This is a genomic window from Pseudochelatococcus contaminans, from assembly GCF_014195635.1.
In the GTDB taxonomy this organism is placed as follows: Bacteria; Pseudomonadota; Alphaproteobacteria; order Rhizobiales; family Beijerinckiaceae; genus Pseudochelatococcus; species Pseudochelatococcus contaminans.
Map to the genome: position 1 here is coordinate 167,669 of NZ_JACICC010000004.1, position 19,555 is coordinate 187,223.

The following is a 19,555-nucleotide window of genomic DNA, read 5'->3' on the forward strand; positions in this document are numbered from 1 at the left end:
ATGCGCGCTTTCACGGAAACAGGAAGCGCGTCAGGACGATTGGGCCGCCTGCCCCGATGCAGACGGCGGCGTGATCGTGTCAGAAAGCGGGGCCAGCGGCAAGGCGAACGCCACACGCAATCCGGGTGCGTTGTCGCCGAGCGTGAGGCGGCCGTCGTGCATGCGCGTTACGGCCGCAACGAGGCTCAGGCCCAGCCCGAAGCCGGGGCTGGTGCGCGACGATTCAAGCCGCGTGAAGCGTTCCAGAACCTGCTCGCGCGCTGCCTCCGGAATACCGGGACCGTGGTCCGCCACCTCAACCACGGCCATGTCGCGGCCATCCGCCGTGCGCTGGCGGCCGGCGCTGATGACGATGGGGGCAGCGTTCGTGCCCTCGGCCGCGCCATATTTGATGGCGTTGTCGAGGAGATTGGCCAGCGCCTGCCCGGCAAGTTCGCGGCTGCCGGCAACCGGTAACGACAGGCCGGGGTCGATTTCCACCACCACAGGCGTCAGCGACTCCTCGGCCACGGCCTCGTAAAGTTCGGCAACAGAGCGGGCGGTTTCGGCTAGATCGAAGGTCGCGCCGCTGGATGGCGTGTTGCCTGCCTCAAGACGCGCGATGGTCAGCAGCGCGTTGAACACACTGATAAGGTTGTCGGATTCCTCGATGGTATCCTCAAGCGCGTGGGCATATTCCTCATCGGTGCGGGCGTTGCGCAGCGCCTCCTCCGCGCGGTTGCGCAGGCGCGTCAGCGGCGTCTTGAGGTCGTGGGCGATGTTGTCCGACACCTCCTTCATGCCGTTCATCAACTCATTGATGCGGTCGAGCATGGCGTTGAGGTTCAGGGCCAGCCGGTCAAGCTCGTCGCCATTGCCCGACACGGCCAGACGCCCGCCCAGATTGCCGGCCATGATGGTGCGGGTTGTTTCCGTCATGCCGTCGACGCGCTTGAGCACCCGGCTCATGACGAACCAGCCGCCGATGCAGGCCAGCACCGTGACGAGGCCCAGCGACAGCAGCAACGCCTCGCGGATCACCTCATTCAACCGTTCGCGCTCGGCCAGATCGCGCCCCACCAGCATGCGGAACCCGCCAGGCAGAATGAAGACATGCGCCATGGCCTCGCGCGAGCGCGGCCCGGTTTCATCTTCAGGGCTATAGAAGGTTTCATGCACGCCGGGACGGTCGAGAATGTCCAAAGGCACCGAATCGACGTTGCCGGCGAGATATTCTCCGGCGAACGTCGTCACCAGATAAAGCGATGCCCCCGGCTCGCGGGTACGTCTGTCGATGATGGAGACGAGCCGCCGGATGCCGCCGACGCGGTATTGTTCCGAAAGGCCGCGGATTTCCGCTTCAAGGGTGTCGCGAATCTGGCTGTCCATCACCTGACGCGTGTTCCAGCCCACGTAGCCGATGACGAAACCGGCGAAGAGCACGAACAGCAGCAGGTAGATGGCTTGCAGCTTGAATCCCGTGCTGCGGAATAACTTACCGAGCGCCGTCACGGATCATGTATCCCGCGCCGCGAACGGTATGGATCAACGGGGTGGCGTGGCCCTTGTCGATCTTGGAGCGCAGGCGTGACACGTGCACGTCGATGACGTTGGTCTGCGGATCGAAGTGATAATCCCAGACGTTTTCCAGCAGCATGGTGCGCGTCACCACCTGCCCGGCGTTGCGCATCAGATATTCCAGCAGCCGGAATTCACGCGGCTGAAGCACGATTTCCTCGCCCGCGCGGGTGACGTTGTGGGAGAGCCGGTCGAGTTCAAGATCGCCGACGCGATATGACGTGGCTTCGCCTGTCGGCCCGGCGCGGCGGCGGGCCAAGGCTTCGACGCGGGCCAATAGCTCGGAAAAAGCATAGGGCTTGGCCAGATAGTCGTCACCCCCGGCGCGCAGGCCCTTCACCCGGTCATCGACCTGCCCGAGCGCCGACAGGATCAAGACGGGCGTGTCGATCTTCTGCTCGCGCAGGGAGCGGATGACGGACAGGCCGTCGAGCTTGGGCAGCATGCGATCCACCACCAGCACATCGTAGTTGCCCTCGCTGGCCAGCGCATAGCCTTCCAGCCCGTCCGGCGCGTGGTCCGCAAGGTGGCCGGCCTCTTTCAGGGCCTTGGTGATGTAGCCGGCGGCGTCCAGATCGTCTTCAATGACAAGGATTCTCATGGGCATGAGCATAGCCTCCCTTGCGCCAAAGAAAAGCGGCTGCGTCCACTCCGCAGAGCATGACGCAGCCGCGACACGGGCTATCGACGTTTAACGACGCCGCTTATTCGCCAACGGGCAGCGCGATGAAGCGGGTGCCTTCTTGCGACTGAACGCGGAACAGAACGGCGCGCTTGCCATCCTTGCGCACGGCCTCGACAGCCTTGCGCACGTCGCCGGGGTTCTCGACCTTCTGGCCGGACACTTCGAGGATCACGTCGCCGGTGCGGAAACCGCGCTCCTCAGCCGCGCTCTCAGGCTCGACGCCGACAACCACGACACCTTCCTGCCCTGCACCACCGACACTGCCGGAAGGTGCGAGCCGAAGACCGAGGCTGCCGCCTTCGCGCTGATCAGCGGACTTGGCCCCGCCCTCATCGCCGGGCAGTTCGGTGAGCTGCACGTCAACGGTGCGCTCCTTGCCGTCACGCCATACCTGCAACTTTACCGTGGTGTCAGGGTTGAAGCCCGCGATCTCACGCGACAGCTCGCGCGCATCCTTCACAGCCTTGCCGTTGACGGCGGTGATGGCATCGCCCGTCTTGACGCCGGCCTTGTCGGCAGGGCTGTCATTTTCCACGCGGGCAACGATGGCGCCTTCCGCCTTCGGCAGCCCGATGCTGGAAGCGATGTCCTCGGTCACCGGCTGGATCTGCACGCCGAGGAAGCCACGCCGCACGGTGCCGTGATCGCGGATTTCGCTCACGACCTTCTGCACGGTCTCTGCCGGGATGGCGAAGGCGATGCCGACGCTGCCGCCGGAGGGCGACGCGATGGCGGTGTTCACGCCCACGACATTGCCGGCGAGGTCGAACGCGGGACCACCGGAGTTGCCCTTGTTGACCGAGGCGTCGATCTGCAGGAAGTCATCATAAGGGCCGGCGCCAATGTCACGGCCACGGGCCGAGACGATACCAGCCGTGACGGTGCCACCCAGACCGAACGGATTGCCAACGGCCAGAACCCAGTCACCCACGCGCGGCAGAGCCTCGCCGAAGGACACGAACGGGAACGGACCCTTCTCATCGACCTTCAGCAGCGCGATATCGGTGCGCGGATCGGTGCCAATCACCTTGGCGGTAAAGGACTTGCCGTCATCCGTGCGGACTTCGACCTCGGAGCTTTTGTCGACGACGTGGTTGTTGGTGACGATATAGCCATCTTCAGAGATGAAGAAGCCGGAACCCTGAGCCTCACCGAAGCGGCGGGGACCACCGCGACGCTCGGGGCGGCCCGGACGGCCAGGCTGCGCTTCCTGATCCGGCGAACCGAAGCGGCGGAAGAATTCCTCGAACGGGCTGCCGGGCGGGAAGCCGAACTGCTCCAGCGGCGAACGCTGCTGATCGGCCTGATCCACGGGGATCTTGACGCGCACGGATACCACGGCAGGCTTCACCTTGTCGACGAGATCGGCGAACGACGTCTGGCCGGGCACGACGACCGGCGTTGCCGGAGATGTCGTCAGGTTCTGGGCGATGGCGGCTGCGGGCGGATTAAAGGCGAAATTGGCCAGCGTGCCGGTGCCGGCGAGCGCCGCAAGCGCGACCGCGCCCAGCAGCATCGAGCGAACGCGGGGGCGACGAGCGGTGGAATGCGTGGTGTTGTTATCGGGCATCAATCTCTCCTGATAAACGGTTCGGGCGGGTCTTTCCATCCGGACGGACAGTGTGTTTCCCGCTGCGTTGGGGATCAATATGGAGATGCGACCCTTACGAGGCCATCAACACGGAATGAAAAATCGGTAAGGTATTTTATTTTTCAGCTTCGTCCCGCAACATGTCGTCAAGCTGCTTTTTCTCCTGCGGTGTCAGCGGTGGCGGCCCCGCGCCCTGCCCCCGCATAGCCGACCGGAGCACGAACAATCCGCCGGCGATGAGGATTGCCAGCGGCGCAAGCCACAGCAACAGGGTATGCGGACCGAAGACCGGCCGCAAGCGCACGAACTCGCCATAGCGGGCCGCAATATGGTCCACGACCTGCGCATTGGTGTCGCCCGCCACGAGCCGCTCGCGCACGAGTTGCCGTAGGTCGCGCGCAAGCGGCGCATCGGAATCGTCGATCGACTCGTTCTGGCAAACGAGGCACCGTAGCTCCATCGAGATGGCGCGCGCGCGGCTTTCCAACGCCGCATCCGGCAGCGCCTCGCCGGGCTGTACGGCAGCGGCAGGAATGGCCGAGATCCACGCGGCAAGACACCATACAGCCGTGAACCGGAAAAGATTCGCCAAGCACATCACCCGCCCCCGAGGATTTGTCTGTTATCGGAGAGCATGCGGGAGTCGGCGCGCGATTTGCGCGGTACGCCGATCCGCAGCCGCCGGTCGATGAGCGACAAACCGCCGCCGAAAGCCGCGACCACCGCGCCGATCCATATCAGCAAAACGAAAGGCTTCCAGTAAAGCCGCACGGCGATGCCGCCATCGGGCAATGTTTCTCCCGGCGCGACATAGATCTGGCCAAGACCGCGCGTCATGAGGCCCGCTTCCGTGGTCGCCATGCCGCGCGTCGTGTAAAAACGCTTCTCCGCTGTCACCCTCCCGATTGGCGTTTCGCCGCGCGTCACTGAAAAATGCACGACCTCGGCCTTATAGGTATTCCGGCCAAGCGATGACACCGAATCGAGGCGCAATGTATACGGGCCGGCGTTGATGGTTTCGCCCGGACGGACGATGGCAAGGGTTTCCACCTCCCATGCCGTCGCGGAGATGCCAAGTACCAACAAACCGATGCCGGCATGGGCGACGGCAGCGCCCCATGCCGAGGATGGCAATCCACGAGCCCGCCGCCAAACGCTGGCGAGAGACGCGCCCCGCCTCCAGCTGCGCGTGACGATCTCGGACAGCGCACCCGCCACGGCAAAAAACCCCAGCGCGACACCCGCAAGCGCCAGCACCGGGCCGCCATGCGTGAGCGCCACGATCATCGCGACCATCGCCAGGGACAGCGCGAAAGCGGCAGTGAGGCGCTGAGCCGCACCGAGAAGATCGCCCCGCTTCCACGCCAGCGTCTGGCCCAGTGGCATGATGGCGACAAGCGGCATCGTCAGCGGCAGGAAGGTGGCATCGAAATATGGCGGGCCGACTGAAATGCGGTCGCCGGTCAATGCCTCAAGCGCCAGCGGATAGAGCGTGCCGATGAACACGGTCGCGCAGGCAGTACAGAGCAGCAGGTTGTTGAGCACCAGCGCGCCTTCACGCGAAACCGGCGCGAAAATACCGCCCTGCCGCAGCATGGGCGCGCGCCACGCGAACAACGCCAGCGCACCACCGATGAACAGGACGAGGATGACCAGGATGAACGCACCCCGCTCAGGATCGGTGGCGAATGCGTGCACCGACGTCAGCACGCCGGAGCGCACCAGAAACGCGCCGATCAGCGACAACGAAAACGTCAGGATGGCGAGCAGAATGGTCCAGACTCTCAGAGCATCTCGCTTTTCCATCACCACCGCAGAATGCACCAGCGCCGTTCCCGCCAACCACGGCATCAGTGAGGCGTTCTCCACCGGATCCCAGAACCACCAGCCGCCCCAGCCAAGTTCGTAATACGCCCAGTACGAGCCCATCGCGATGCCGAGCGTCAGGAATACCCACGCCGCCAGCGTCCATGGCCGGACAGCGCGCGCCCACACGGCATCGACGCGCCCATCGAGCAGCGCCGCCACGGCGAAGGCGAAGGAGATGGAGAAGCCGACATAGCCCAGATAAAGCAGCGGCGGATGAATGGCGAGGCCGATGTCCTGCAACAGCGGGTTGAGATCGCGCCCTTCAAAGGGGGGAAACTCCACCCGCATGAACGGGTTGGATGTCAGCAGCATGAACAGCAGAAAGGCAGCGGTCAGCATTGCCAGAACGCCAAGCGTCAGCGCCCGCAGCCGCTCCGGCAGCGAGCGGGACAGCGCCACCACTGCGCCGGAGAGCGCAAGCACCAGCACCCAGAGCAGCATGGAGCCCTCGTGGTTGCCCCATACGCCAGTGATCCGGAATAGCAGCGGCTTGAGCGAATGGGAATTCTCAACCACGTTCGCGACGGAAAAATCCGAAACGACATAGGCATGCACCAGCGCGCCGAACGATGCCAGCAGGCACAGAAACGTCGCCACGGCAGCGGGCCTGGCAGCAGCCATCATCGCGCCGTCCCCGACCCGTGCGCCCCACAGCGGCAGCACGCACTGCACCATGGAAAGACCGAGCGCCAGCGCCAGCGCGTAATGTCCCAGTTCGACGACCATTCAGCTTCCGTCACCTTCGCCGGCATGCCGCCACAGGCCATCGTCTTTCAACGTGTCCGCAACCTCGCGCGGCATGTAATTCTCGTCATGGCGCGCCAGCACGTTGTCGGCCAGAAAGCTGCCATCCGGTGTCAGCACACCTTCCGTCACCACGCCCTGCCCCTCACGAAACAGGTCCGGCAGCAGCCCTGTATAGCGCACGGCGATCCCGGCAGCCCCGTCCGTCACGACGAAACGAATGGTGCGGGACGATGTGTCCTGCGCACTGTCCCTGACGACGGACCCTTGCTGCACCAGCCCGCCCAGACGCAGACGCGTGCCCGGTGCGATGTCCAGCGCGACGATGTCCGAAGGCGAGCGAAAGAAAACGATGGTATCGCGCAGCGCCACCAGCACCAGCCCGAGCGCAACGCCCAACACGGCAAGGCCGGCAGCGATCAAGGTGAGGCGGCGCTGTTTCCGCGTCATGGGGCCGCCGTCCCGTCCTGCCCGGCGACAACGCCCAGATAATAGGCAGCGGCATCGGATGCGGGATCGAGCGCCAGCGCACGTTCGAAAGCCAGCCGTGCGTCGGCGCTGACGATGCCGCCATCCGCCATGACAAGCGCTTCGCCAAGCCCGGACAGTCTCTGGGCTGTCTCGCCATCGTGCCGGATGGTTTCGCGGAAGGCATGGGCCGCTTGCTCGAACCGCCCCATGCGCATGTAAACCGGCGCCAGCAACTCCCAGCCGCGCCAGTCATCCGCCTGCCGGGCCAGATGCCCCTCGATCCGGGCGATGACCTCGCCGATGTCTGGATCGCGTCCGGGATCAACCTTCAGCCGGGCTGCAAGCGGCGCATCGGCAACATGCGGCTGTCCGAGTGTGCCATAAACCGTCAACGCCACGAGCGGTATCAGCGACACCGCAATCGCGGAAGCAGCACGCCGGCGACGAAGGGCCGGCTCCCCTTTCTGGTCACTCTCGGCAGGCGTTTGCGCAACGGCGCGCAGCAGACGCCTGCCGGCCTCCGCGCGGGCGGATTCAACTTCCGCCGCCGGCATGAGTCCTCGTGCCGCTTCACTGTCAATATCCGCGATCTGGCTGCGAAAAAACGCTGCATCATCGACGATGGCCACCGCCGCACGCTGGCGCGACAGCGGCACCAATACGGCAAGAACAACTGCGCCCGTCATGAAAGCAAAAATAAACCAGATGGTCATGATCCTTCATATCATCAGGCCCATGGGGGTGCTGACAATACTTCGCGGCGACATTTGGTCACGTCCCGCACTGGTCAGGGACTGCCGGCATCCGGGCGAATATCGAGCGGCGCGGGAAGCGACGGCACTTGCTGCGGAGCCGGCATTGCCCGACCTTCCGCCGCCTCGCGGGCCAGTTCTTCAAGCCTTTGCCGTTCACGCTCCTGACGCTCGCGCTCAAGCTTTTCAATCGCTAGACGCTCCGCCTCAAGACGCTCTGTTTCAACACGCTCGGCTTCAAGCCTCTCCGCTTGCAATCTCTCGGCCTCCAGACGTTCAGCCTCCTTCCGGGCGCGCTCCTCACGTTCGCGGCGGGCCTTTTCGATGCGGTCCTTGGCTTCCGCCTCAAGCCGTTCGATACGATCCAGCTCACGCGTCAGAGCAATTGCGGCAAGACCGTTGGCAACGCTACCCGCCTCTACCTGCCGTTGAAGATCCGGCAAGGTGCCACGCCACACCACGATGGCTTGCGGTGCCGCTCCGCTCCAGCCTGCCGGGCTGGCGAGGCCGTAAAGATGGGCGCGCGCGTCGAGCGTCAGACCACCAAGGCCGAAACCGCCGCTGATCCCGGCACGGGTCTGTTCTGCTTCCAGCGTCAACGGACCAAAGCGCAACGTGCCGCTTGCCAGCGTCAACGGCACGGTCAAATCCGGCACCGGCCAGGCCTGCGCGTCCAGCTCTGCGCCAAGTCGGGCAGCGACCTGCGACGGGTCCATCTCGACAGCGGCGCTATCCAGCAGGCCCGCAACAGTGCTTTGCAGCGCCTCGGGATTGAAATCCGGAATAGTGGCATCCGCGATGCGCACCTCCCCGCCACCGGCCACCGTGGACACAAGCCCAGCGACGGTTTCAGCAGACGCGCCAAACTCCAGCTTGCCGCTGGCCGTGCCCGCGATCTGCTGGTTCGTCAGCGCCGCAAGCGCCACCTGCCGCAAGGCGACATCGCCGCGCACATTCACCTGAGCCCCCAGCCGCCGCAACGAAACCGTGCCAGCAGCTTGGCCGCCGCCATCGACGGCGCTCTCGGCAATGGTCAGGGTTGTGACCTCGGGAGAGATGTCGGCCTGCAATGAGGCGTCCGTCAACGCCAGCCCGGGCGTGACGGCCAGCCGTTTCGCTTTCAGCCCGAACGCCGCCGTGAATGCCGGGGCAGAGCCGCCCAACCGCCGCGAAGACCACAGCTGCCCCTCCTGCGGGCGCGCGCCGGGGCCAAGCGCCAGTGCAAGAACACTCCCAAGATCAAGCGTTTGCAGCGCGATATCACCGCGCACGCCCTGATCGTCCGCCACCAGAGCGCCCGTTAGCGGGTTGCCAGATACGCTGCCATGCACACTCTCGATGGCAAGCTTGCCCGGTTGCCAGCGCAGCGCGCCGGTCAGCGACGCCGGCACCGGCGCTTCCGTGACCGGCAGCGGCCGCCCGAGCAACGCCGCGAGCGCGCCTGCGTCCGGCGTTTCAAGTTGCATCGGGCCAGTGAGCGCCACCCCTTCAGCACTGCCGCGCCAGCTTCCGTCAAGAACCAGCTTGCTGCCGCCGGCTGTCAGGCTGGCACGTCCATCCATATGATTGAAGCCGTTGCCCCGCGCGGCGACGACGAACTTGCCGGTTGCGGACGATGGCGACGCCGTATCGCCCCTGCCCATCGCCACCAATCCAAGCTGCCCCAGCAGCGCCGGCGCATCTGGAGATTCGAGCCGGACATCAACGACCGCACGGTCCCCCGCCGCGCCAGCCGGGTCGCTGACGATCCGCCCGTCGATGGCCGTTTGCGCCGCGCTGCCGGTGATCACCGCCACAAGCGGGCTACCAGCGCCGGGACGTGCGATGGTCGCATCCAGTTTCAACGGGCCAAGAACAGGCGCGGCCCGTGTCAGCGCGTCACCCCACGCCGCCGGCAGGAAGGGCCGGTAGAGCGCCAGGAATGGACCGGGATCGGCAGCCTCCATAGCGGCGACGATACGCCCGCCATCCTCGCCCAGATGGCCCGATGCCGACAGGCGGGCGCCGTCCGGATCGATCAGATCGAACTGCTCCACCGTCACGCCATCGGCCGTGGTGGAAAAGCGGGCTGCGATCTGCCGCCCTTCCGACGCGGGAGCCGTGCCGAACCGAAGCCGCCGCGCTTGCAGATCGACCGTAAGATCGACACCGCTACGCACGGCCACCATCGGATCGAGCCGTGGCAAGCTTTCCAGATCGACCCCTTGCAGGACCAGCGTCGCATCCGCCCGTGCGCGTGCATCCCCGACTGCCGGGGTAAATTGCAGATCACCCGCCAGCGTGCTGCCTTCCGCAGAGGCATCGAGATTGCGCACCGCAATGCCTGACGCGGATGCCGCGATATCCCCGCGCACGGAAAGGCCCGGCCAGTCCCGCAGGGTCTGGCTAAGGCGCAGCATCAGGCCTAGCTCATCCAGGGATTGCGCGTTCCCAACGGCATTTTTCAGCGCATTGGCAAGCCGCACGCCGTCACCGGCCTTGAAATCCACCTTGCCGGAGAAGCCCCCGCCGGGCGCGAACACCGCGTCCGCTACATCCAGCTTGCCGCCGCCCGGCAAGGCAACGTCGAAACGCGGGATTTCCAGCCGCACACCTGCCGGAGCGTTTTGCCCCGGCGGTGATTGCGTCAATATATCAGCGGAAGCCGCGCCCAATTCCTCGCCTGCATAAGCCAGGCTACCAGCGGTGAGCGCCGCCTTGAGCGGCACCGTTTGGAGAAACCGGCTGACCGCACCGCCAAGGCCGCTGCCCCCATCGCCCCATGCCGCAATAAGCGGGCGCACGTCGACGCGGCGGCTGTCGAGGGTCAGCACCAGCGGCGGCGTTTCGCCTTGCAGCAGCAGGCCCGCGTCGAGAGAGCCGCTGCCGGTGAACACTGCCGCACTGGCCCCTGCTCCGGAACGGATTTCGACATTCGAGCCGGTCAGCGCCCAACCTTCGCTCGTCACATCGGCAGAGGCGGTGAGACGCGGATGATCCGCCGCCTCATCACCAGCCTGCACCGAAGCGGGCAGCGGCAGCGACATGTTGAAACGCCCGGAGATGGAAGGCTTCTCCTGCGGCAGCAAATAACCATCAAACTCAGCCTGGCCGCCTGTATCGGCAACGCTTGCCCGCACCTTGAGCCGCAAGCGGCCGTCAGCGCCGACAGCACCCGTTGCGGCGCTGAGTGTGTCGCCGCCATCCCGCAGCTCGATGCGCCACGGCCCTGCGAGCGATGGCGCGTTTGCCGAAGCATCGAAGGGGCCGATAACCTGCTCCACCGGCCCACCAGCAGAATCATGCGTCACGCGGATCGTGCCCTGATCGATTTCAAGACTGGCAATGCCCACAGCGCCGGCATCTGTCAGCGTCGGGCCGATTGCGGCCGGCAGGCGCACGCCGCCCTGCTCGCCAACGATGATTCGCAATTCGGGCCGTTGCAGCCGCGCGCTCGTCACCTCGATGCGGCCACCCAGAAGCGGCGGCGCATCCAGAGCGACATCAAGACCCGCTGCCGTGAGGACAGGCGTTTCGCCGCCAACGAAAACCCGTTCCAGTTCCAGACGCGGGGTGGGCAAAAGGCGAACCGTGATCGGCCCTTCAGTGCGGATTTCGATACCGAAGGCCTGCCCGAGCGCGGCTTCCACCTCGGCACGCCGGGACTCCCAATTGACAAAATAAGGCACCGCCAGCGCCGCGCACAGCACGGCGACGAGCAGGAACGCTACAATACTGAAAAGATCGCGCACCCTCAGCCGACCTGTCATCTGGCGGCGCAAGGCAGCCATGCGCCGGAAACACCGGCCCGGACACCGCTCCGCAAACCGGAAATATGCATCGATGTTTATGCACGCTTACGCCCGGGGGCAATGACTTTGGGGTGACAGCCGCGCAGTTTCCGCCATCCGCAAGCACGCCATTCACAAAATAGCAGGCATTTCCCGGGTGATTGCCCCTGTGATTGTCGCTCTTGGGATCGTTGCTCTTGGGATCGTTGCTATTGAGATTGTTGCAAAGCGGCGGCAGGCGCGCCACGATACCGGGCAATTTCCTTAAGCATGCACCATCCCGTGCCCCGAATTTTCTGTCACATGGCCGCTTGCGCTTAATCTGCCTGCGCTTAAACCTACCAAGACGAATCCCCCTGGAGCCTGAACATCATGTCCGCCGAGAACGCCTCTCTCATCCGTCTCGAAGACTACCGGCCGACCGATTATCTGATCGACACCGTCGCGCTGACGTTCCGGCTTCATCCAACCGATACGCGAATCGTCTCGCGCCTCTCCGTGCGGCCGAACCCGGCGGGGCAGACAGGCGCACCGCTGGTGCTGGACGGCGATGACCTGACGCTCGTCTCGATCAGTCTGGACGACGCCCCTCTGGCGCAGGATGCCTACACCGTCAGCCCGTCGCGCCTCGTCATCACCGCGCCCCCGCAACGGCCCTTCACGCTGACGCTTGAAACGGCGGTCAATCCCACGGCCAACACAAAGCTGATGGGGCTTTATCGGTCCAGCGGCGTCTACTGCACGCAGTGCGAGGCGGATGGCTTTCGCCGCATCACCTATTTCCTCGACCGGCCGGATGTTCTGTCCGTCTACACCGCCCGCATCGAAGCCGATGCCGACACCCCCCTGCTGCTCGGTAACGGCAACCTGGTCGAAGCTGGCGCGCGCGCGGATGGCGGGCACTTCGCCGTATGGCACGATCCTTTTCCGAAGCCCGGCTATCTGTTCGCCATCGTCGGCGGCGATCTCGACAAGGTGGAGGATGTTTTCATTACCGCCAGCGGCCGTGAGGTGAAGGTGGCGGTCTACGTGGAAAAGGGCAAAAGCGAGCGCGCCCGCTACGCGCTCGACGCGCTCCAGCGTTCCATGCGGTGGGACGAGGATGTGTTTGGCCGCGAGTACGATCTCGACGTGTTCAACATCGTCGCCGTGTCCGATTTCAACATGGGGGCGATGGAGAACAAGGGCCTCAACATCTTCAACGACAAATACGTGCTCGCCAGCGAGGACACCGCGACAGACGGCGACTATGCCAACATCGAGGCGATCATCGCCCACGAGTATTTCCATAACTGGACGGGCAACCGCATCACCTGCCGCGACTGGTTCCAGCTCTGCCTCAAGGAAGGGCTGACGGTGTTCCGCGATCAGGAGTTTTCGTCCGACGCCCGCTCGCGCGCCGTCAAGCGGATTGCGGATGTCCGCGTGCTGCGCGCGTCGCAGTTCCCGGAAGACGCCGGCCCCCTCGCGCATCCCGTGCGCCCGCGCGCCTACAAGGAAATCAACAACTTCTACACTGCCACCGTCTACGAAAAAGGCGCGGAGCTGATCCGTGTGCTCAAAACGCTCATCGGCGCGCAGAGCTTCCGGCGTGGCATGGATCTGTACTTCGACCGTCACGACGGCACCGCCGCCACCATCGAGGAATTCATCGCCTGCTTTGCGGAAGCAAGCGGACAGGATCTTGCTGCCTTTTCCCGCTGGTATGAACAAGCCGGCACGCCGCGCGTGACCGCGCGCGGTATCTACGATGCCGGGAATCGCACCTATACATTGACGCTGACGCAGGAAACACCGCCGACGCCCGGCCAGCCGGACAAGCACCCGATGGTGATCCCGGTGGCGCTCGGTCTCGTTGGTGCAGACGGGCGCGAGATCGCCCTCAAAACTGCGGATGGCGCGCCCCATGACGGAATCGTCGTGCTGGACACGGCGGAAAAGACCATCACCTTCTCGCAGGTGGACAGCTCGCCGACGCCCTCGCTGCTGCGGGAGTTCTCCGCCCCTGTCATCCTCGACATCGACCTGTCCGACGATGACCTGCTGCGGTTGTTCGCTTACGATACCGATCCATTCAACCAGTGGCAGTCGGCACAGACGGTCGCAACCCGCATCATCCGCCGCGCCGTCGACGATATCCGCGCCGGACGCACGCCACAGACGCCGGACAACCTCGTGCATGCGCTGGCGGAGTTCCTCGACGCGCGCGCCACCCGCGATCCCGCCTTCGCCGCGCAGGTTCTGGCGCTGCCGGGTGAGTCCGACATCGCCCGCGAGATCGGCAGCGACATCGACCCCGACGCCATTCATGTAGCCCGCAAGACCATTCGTGCGGGGCTGGGACGTGCGTTGGCGGACAAGCTCGCCGCGCTTTACAACGATCTTGCGGTCACCGCACGCTACCGCCCCGATGCGGCACAGGCGGGGCAGCGCGCATTGCGCAACGCCGTCCTCGACCTGCTCACCGCCGGAGACCCCACGCGCGGCGGGGCACTGGCGCAGGCGCAGTTCGACAGCGCAGACAACATGACGGACCGCATCGTCGCTCTTGCCACGCTGACACATGTCGCAGGTCTGGCATGCGAAAATGCGCTGGCGGCTTTTGCGGCGCGTTATGCCGACAACCCGCTGGTGCTGGACAAGTGGTTCTCGCTACAGGCGATGATTGCAGAACCGGAAACACTCGACCGCGTCAAAGCCCTGCTCGACCACCCGGCTTTTTCGCTCTCGAACCCCAACCGCACCCGCGCACTGGTCGGCAGCTTCGCCATGGCCAATCCGACGCAATTCGCACGTCCCGATGGCGCGGGGTTCGCCTTCGTGGCGGATATCATCATCCGTCTCGACCCGGCAAACCCGCAACTGGCCTCGCGTCTTGCCACAGCTTTCCGCACCTGGAAAACCTTGGAGCCAGGTCGGCGGGCGCACGCGGAAGCAGCGCTGGAGCGAATCGCGGCTGCCACCCCCCTGTCGCCGGACGTGTCCGACATCGTTGGCAGAATGCTCGACCGGGCGCTCTGAGCTTATATCCAACTGCTGGCGCTCACTCCGATTAATCGGGTGAATGCCAGCAGTTCAGGCTTACAGGTCAGGAAACGGGAGCCGCCGCGATGGCGGCAGCATCCTGCCCTACGGCATTAGCCAGCGTGACATTGCTGCTGGCCAGCTTGTCGCGCAGACCGCTCTTGATATCCTTGACGAGGCTCGGCCCCTTATAAACCAGCGCGCTGTAGAGCTGCACCAGCGAGGCCCCCGCGCGGATCTTCGTCCACGCCGCCTCTGCCGAATCGATACCGCCGACACCCACGATCGGGAATGCTCCCTCCACCCGCAGGTAAGCCTGCGCCAGCACCTTCGTCGACAGCGCAAACAGCGGCCGCCCGGACAACCCGCCCGCCTCGCCATTATGACGAACGTCGACCAATCGCGGACGGCTGATGGTGGTGTTCGAAACGATAAGCCCGTCTATACCCCGCTTGCGCGCCACACCGACGATGCCATCCAGCTCCGCCTCGCTCACATCGGGAGCGATTTTCAGCAGCAGGGGCCGGCGTGGATGCTCAGTGGCGGTTTCATCCCGCGCTTCGATAGCACGTGCGATCAGATCGTCGAGTGCCGCTTCCTGCTGGAGATCGCGCAGGCCCGGCGTGTTGGGAGATGAGACGTTGAGGGTGAAATAGCTGGCCACCGCCGCGAAGGTGCGGATGCCGGCGACATAATCCGCCGCCCGGTCCGTGGAATCCTTGTTGGCGCCAATGTTGACGCCGACGATTCCGGGCCGTCCGGCCCGGCCTTCCAGCCGCTTCAATGCTGCGGCGTGACCTTCGTTATTGAAGCCAAGGCGGTTGATGACGGCTTCGTCCCGCACCAGCCGGAAGATGCGCGGGCGCGGATTACCGGGCTGCGGGCGCGGCGTCACGGTGCCCACTTCCACAAACCCGAACCCTGCTGTCAGAATGGCGTCCGGCGCTTCGGCATTCTTATCGAACCCTGCTGCCAACCCCACCGGATTCGGGAACCGCAGGCCGAAGGCCTCCACGTTCAGCACCTGATCGTCCGGGCCCGAAACCGGCAGCCGCGCACTCGCCAGCGTGCGGATCGTCAGGCGGTGCGCCGTTTCCGGATCGAGCGCAAACAATATGGGCCGCACAAGCCTCTCAAGACCCCGCATCTGGCAATCTCCCTTCGAATGCTTCCGTCATGCCGATATCTCTGCCCTTCTCTATGATCCTCGCAGCCAGCAAAAACAAGGCGAAGCTCCGGAATGCACGTGCGGCAAGATATACGGACCGCCACTGGCACAACATGAATATCGGCAAACGATCTGATAGTTCCAAACCCCATTGGCGGTTGCTTTGACAGTCACCATGCGGAGAATGCGTTGCACACCAAGGCGAAATGAAATATATCCTGTGTTATGAAGATCGTCCTAAATCGGACAATGCAGCGCGTGCTCCGGCAATGCCGCCTCTTAGAGCAGTTTGCGTTCAAGTCGATTCATCGAATTGAACGTCAATTGCGGTAAAATATGGAATCCGGAACGGTTTAGGAATGCGGCGAACATGGCCCTGTCTCATGATCAGATCTGGTCAGCTCTCGATGCCTTTGCGGCACGTAGCGGGCTGTCGCCGTCCGGCCTTGCGCGCAAAGCCGGCCTCGACCCGACGACTTTCAACCGCTCCAAGCGCACTGCGGCAGACGGCAGGCCCCGCTGGCCGTCGACTGAATCCATCGCCAAGGTATTGGATGCGACCGGGGCCTCGCTGGACGAGTTCATGGCGCTCGTCGCCCGTCACGGCAAGTACAAGTCTTCGCGCAACCTGCCCCTGATCGGATTTGCACAAGCCGGCAAAGGCGGCTTCTTCGACGACGGCGGCTTTCCCGTCGGTGGGAGCTGGGATGAGGTCGCGTTGCCGGACGAGAGCGAGGAAAAGGCTTTCGCCCTTGAAATCAACGGTGATTCGATGCTGCCGATTTATCGCGATGGTGATGTCATCATCGTCTCACCCACAGCCACGCTTCGCCGGGGTGACAGGGTGGTGGTGCGCACCACGCAGGGCGAAGTTCTCGCCAAGGAACTCAAACGCCGCACGGCCAAAACCGTGGAGCTACGCTCGCTCAATCCAGAGCATGAAGACCGGGTGCTTGCCGAAACGGACATCGCCTGGATGGCGCGTATCATCTGGGCCAGCCAGTGAAAATCCAAGCCTGTGAAAGTCATTGCCAGCTTCGAGCGTGAGAAAGCGCTCATCGACAACGGAAAGACATGGATCGTCGGCATCGATGAGGTCGGGCGCGGCCCTATCGCCGGTCCTGTCGTTGCTGCCGCCGTAGTTCTGGACCCGCAGGCAGTTCCCGCAGGGCTAGGCGATTCCAAAGCCATGACGGCCCGCATGCGGCAAGCACTTTTTGGCCAGATCCTCGCGAGCGCTCATGTGGGGATCGCCAGTGTGCCGGCGGAAGAGATTGACCGCATCAACATCCGTCAGGCGACCCTTGCCGCCATGGTCAGGGCCTTCGCGGCGCTGCCCTTGCCGCAACATGTCTCACTGCCGGATGCCATTGCGCTCGTCGATGGCAACGACCCGCCGCCATTGCCCTGCCCGGTCGAAACGATTGTGGGCGGAGATGCGCTTATCGCGTCGATCGCGGCAGCATCGATCGTGGCCAAGGTCACACGAGACCGCATCATGCACCGGCTGGCAGCCACCTATCCGGATTACGGCTTCGCCACCCATGTCGGATATCCAACGCCCGCTCACAAGCGCGCGCTGGCGGAAACAGGCCCCTGCCCGTTCCACAGGTTCAGCTTCGCACCCTTAAAGGTGCGATAGCCAAACCCGTCAGAGAGCTTTCGTTCAGAGGTTTTCGAGCACGTGCTCGGCGCTGCTCACCTGCACCTGACCGGCAACATCCTCGACAAACAGCTGCTCAACCACGCCATCGTTCGCCACCAGCGCATAACGCTGTGAGCGCGGACCAAGGCCGAAGCCCGAACCGTCAAACAAAAGGCCCGTGGCGCGAGCGAACTCGGCATTGCCGTCAGACAGGAACTCGACCTTATCTTCGGCGCCAAGCGATTTCGCCCATGCTTCCAGCACGAAAACATCGTTCACGCTGGTAATGGCGACAGCATCAATGCCCTTGGCCTTGAACGCATCCACATTGGCGACGAAGCCCGGCGCATGGTTGCGGTGGCATGTGGGCGTGAAAGCACCCGGAACGCCGACCAGCAGAACCCGGCGGCCCTTGAAGATATCGTCCGTTGTGCGCGGTGTAGGCCCGTCTGCGGTGTTCACGCGAAAAGTCGTTTGCGGCAAACGATCTCCGACAGCGATTGTCATCCTCATAGCCCTCGATTGTTCCCAGAAATCCAGATTACCGTACCATCCGTCAGCATATGGGTTCAATGCCGGAAATGGCGATATCCCGTAAACACCATCGCCAGACCGGCCTCATCCGCCGCGCGAATGACCTCGTCGTCACGGATCGACCCACCCGGCTGGATCACCGCCGTCGCACCTGCCGCGGCAGCGGCGATCAAACCGTCGGCGAATGGAAAGAACGCATCCGAGGCCACGACAGACCCCTTGGCGAAGCTTTCGGCCACGCCCGCAGCAGCAGCGGCCTCTTCCGCTTTCCATGCCGCGATACGCGATGAATCGACCCGGCTCATCTGCCCGGCGCCGATGCCAACCGTCGCGCCGTCGCGGGCGTAGACGATGGCGTTCGACTTGACATGCTTGGCGACGCGGAATGCAAACCGCAGGTCAGCCAGCTCTGCATCAGTGGGCGCGCGGCGGGTGACGACCCGCAGGTCCATATCGTCGACAACCACATTGTCACGCCCCTGCACCAGAAAACCGCCGGCAACCGTCCGCACCGAAAGACCAGGGCCGCGCGGATCGGGCAAACCGCCGGTCAGCAACAAACGCAGGTTCTTCTTGCCGGCAACGATAGCGATGGCCTCGGGGCTCGCCTCGGGCGCGATGATCACCTCCGTAAAGATACCCACGATCCGGCGCGCGGCCTCTTCATCGAGCGGCCGGTTGAGCGCGACGATACCGCCGAAAGCCGATACCGGATCGCAGCGCAACGCCTTCTCATATGCCTCCGCCAGCGTCGCGCCCTCGGCAACGCCGCAGGGGTTGGCATGCTTGACGATGACGACCGCCGCCGTCTGCGCGGGATCGAACTCGGCCACGGCCTCGAAGGCCGCATCGGTGTCGTTGATATTGTTGTAGGAAAGCTGCTTGCCCTGCAACTGACGCGCGGTGGAAACACCCGGCCTCACATCCGCCGTGGCATAAAACGCCGCCGTCTGATGCGGGTTTTCGCCATAACGCAGGTCAAGACCACGCTTGCCGCCGATGGCGCGGAATGTCGGGGTCTCGATATCCTCGGCAGCAGCGAACCAGTTGGACACCGCCGCATCGTAGGCAGCGGTACGGCCATAAGCTTTTTGTGCCAATTTGCGGCGCAGGCCGAGCGTCGTCGAGCCTTCGTTGACATCAAGTTCTGCCAGCACGGTGGCATAATCCTCGGGATCGACCACCACGGCCACATCGCCGTGATTCTTGGCCGCCGCCCGAATCATTGCCGGGCCGCCAATATCGATATTCTCGATGCAATCGTCGAAGGAGCCACCACGCGCCACGGTGGCCTCGAACGGATAGAGGTTCACCACCACGAGGTCGATCGGGACGATGCCATGCGCCAGCATCGCCGCCTGATGTTCCGGGTTGGCGCGCACCGCCAGCACGCCGCCATGAACGGCGGGGTGAAGCGTCTTCACGCGTCCGTCCATCATTTCCGGGAATTGCGTCAGCTCCGACACGTCCCGCGCCGCAAGCCCGGCATCCACCAGCGCCTTGTGCGTGCCCCCGGTCGAAATCAGTTCCACACCGCGCTGGGCAAGAGCAGAAGCGAACCCGATCAGGCCCGACTTGTCGGATACCGACAACAATGCACGGGTCACAACCTTGCGGTTGCCGCTCGATAAAAGATCGTGATTTGTGGAGGCAGAATGGCTCGAATCGCGATGCCTGAACGACGTCTGCGTGACGTCTGCGGCACCCGCGTCTGTCTTGGGAGCATCGTGCGACATGGCAGCCTT

Annotated in this window: 14 protein-coding genes; 3 read left to right on the forward strand and 11 right to left on the reverse strand. The window is 64.3% G+C overall.

Annotation, left to right across the window (positions count from 1 at the left end; genetic code table 11):
- Nucleotides 1-30: 30 nt before the first annotated feature.
- From FHS81_RS09440 to FHS81_RS09475, 8 genes are all read right to left on the reverse strand, one after another.
- Nucleotides 31-1,491 carry an ATP-binding protein gene (locus FHS81_RS09440; protein ID WP_183752333.1) on the reverse strand — a complete coding sequence of 487 codons (1,461 nt, stop codon included), beginning with the start codon at nt 1,489-1,491 and terminating at the stop codon, nt 31-33.
- Nucleotides 1,475-2,158 carry a response regulator transcription factor gene (locus FHS81_RS09445; RefSeq protein ID WP_183752759.1) on the reverse strand — a complete coding sequence of 228 codons (684 nt, stop codon included), beginning with the start codon at nt 2,156-2,158 and terminating at the stop codon, nt 1,475-1,477. The genes FHS81_RS09440 and FHS81_RS09445 overlap by 17 nt, the downstream gene beginning before the upstream one ends.
- A gap of 103 nt (nt 2,159-2,261) precedes the next feature.
- Entirely contained in the window at nt 2,262-3,812 is a 1,551-nt protein-coding gene (locus FHS81_RS09450; RefSeq protein ID WP_183752336.1) for a Do family serine endopeptidase, read from the reverse strand.
- 136 nt (nt 3,813-3,948) lie between these two features.
- The gene (locus tag FHS81_RS09455; RefSeq protein ID WP_183752338.1) at nt 3,949-4,431 is read right to left on the reverse strand and encodes a cytochrome c-type biogenesis protein; all 483 of its coding nucleotides are present in this window, start codon (nt 4,429-4,431) and stop codon (nt 3,949-3,951) included.
- Nucleotides 4,431-6,428: a heme lyase CcmF/NrfE family subunit gene (locus FHS81_RS09460; protein WP_183752340.1), complete on the reverse strand. Its 1,998-nt coding sequence runs from the start codon at nt 6,426-6,428 to the stop codon at nt 4,431-4,433. The genes FHS81_RS09455 and FHS81_RS09460 overlap by 1 nt, the downstream gene beginning before the upstream one ends.
- The gene (ccmE, locus tag FHS81_RS09465; protein WP_183752342.1) at nt 6,429-6,896 is read right to left on the reverse strand and encodes a cytochrome c maturation protein CcmE; all 468 of its coding nucleotides are present in this window, start codon (nt 6,894-6,896) and stop codon (nt 6,429-6,431) included.
- On the reverse strand, nt 6,893-7,630 hold the full coding sequence (ccmI, locus tag FHS81_RS09470) for a c-type cytochrome biogenesis protein CcmI (protein WP_183752344.1): 738 nt from the start codon (nt 7,628-7,630) through the stop codon (nt 6,893-6,895). Before ccmI ends, ccmE begins: the two co-directional genes overlap by 4 nt.
- A gap of 74 nt (nt 7,631-7,704) precedes the next feature.
- A complete protein-coding gene (locus FHS81_RS09475; RefSeq protein WP_183752346.1) occupies nt 7,705-11,439 on the reverse strand; it encodes an AsmA family protein in 3,735 nt (1,244 codons plus the stop codon).
- A 372-nt stretch (nt 11,440-11,811) separates the two neighbouring features.
- Between FHS81_RS09475 and pepN the strand changes: the two genes are divergently transcribed.
- Nucleotides 11,812-14,460, forward strand: coding sequence for an aminopeptidase N (pepN, locus tag FHS81_RS09480; protein ID WP_183752348.1), 2,649 nt, complete (start codon nt 11,812-11,814; stop codon nt 14,458-14,460).
- Nucleotides 14,461-14,527: 67 nt separating this feature from the next.
- Here pepN and FHS81_RS09485 read toward each other — a convergent pair whose 3' ends face one another.
- On the reverse strand, nt 14,528-15,610 hold the full coding sequence (locus tag FHS81_RS09485) for a quinone-dependent dihydroorotate dehydrogenase (RefSeq protein WP_183752350.1): 1,083 nt from the start codon (nt 15,608-15,610) through the stop codon (nt 14,528-14,530).
- A 391-nt stretch (nt 15,611-16,001) separates the two neighbouring features.
- On the opposite strand from FHS81_RS09485, the gene FHS81_RS09490 reads away from it, so the two are divergent.
- Both FHS81_RS09490 and rnhB read left to right on the forward strand, forming a co-directional pair.
- Nucleotides 16,002-16,637 carry a LexA family transcriptional regulator gene (locus tag FHS81_RS09490; RefSeq protein ID WP_183752352.1) on the forward strand — a complete coding sequence of 212 codons (636 nt, stop codon included), beginning with the start codon at nt 16,002-16,004 and terminating at the stop codon, nt 16,635-16,637.
- Between the two features lie 12 nt (nt 16,638-16,649).
- A complete protein-coding gene (rnhB, locus tag FHS81_RS09495; protein ID WP_183752354.1) occupies nt 16,650-17,273 on the forward strand; it encodes a ribonuclease HII in 624 nt (207 codons plus the stop codon).
- A 24-nt stretch (nt 17,274-17,297) separates the two neighbouring features.
- Here rnhB and FHS81_RS09500 read toward each other — a convergent pair whose 3' ends face one another.
- Nucleotides 17,298-17,783: a peroxiredoxin gene (locus tag FHS81_RS09500; protein WP_183752356.1), complete on the reverse strand. Its 486-nt coding sequence runs from the start codon at nt 17,781-17,783 to the stop codon at nt 17,298-17,300.
- Nucleotides 17,784-17,845: 62 nt separating this feature from the next.
- Nucleotides 17,846-19,546: a bifunctional phosphoribosylaminoimidazolecarboxamide formyltransferase/IMP cyclohydrolase gene (purH, locus tag FHS81_RS09505; protein ID WP_183752358.1), complete on the reverse strand. Its 1,701-nt coding sequence runs from the start codon at nt 19,544-19,546 to the stop codon at nt 17,846-17,848.
- Nucleotides 19,547-19,555: the final 9 nt, after the last annotated feature.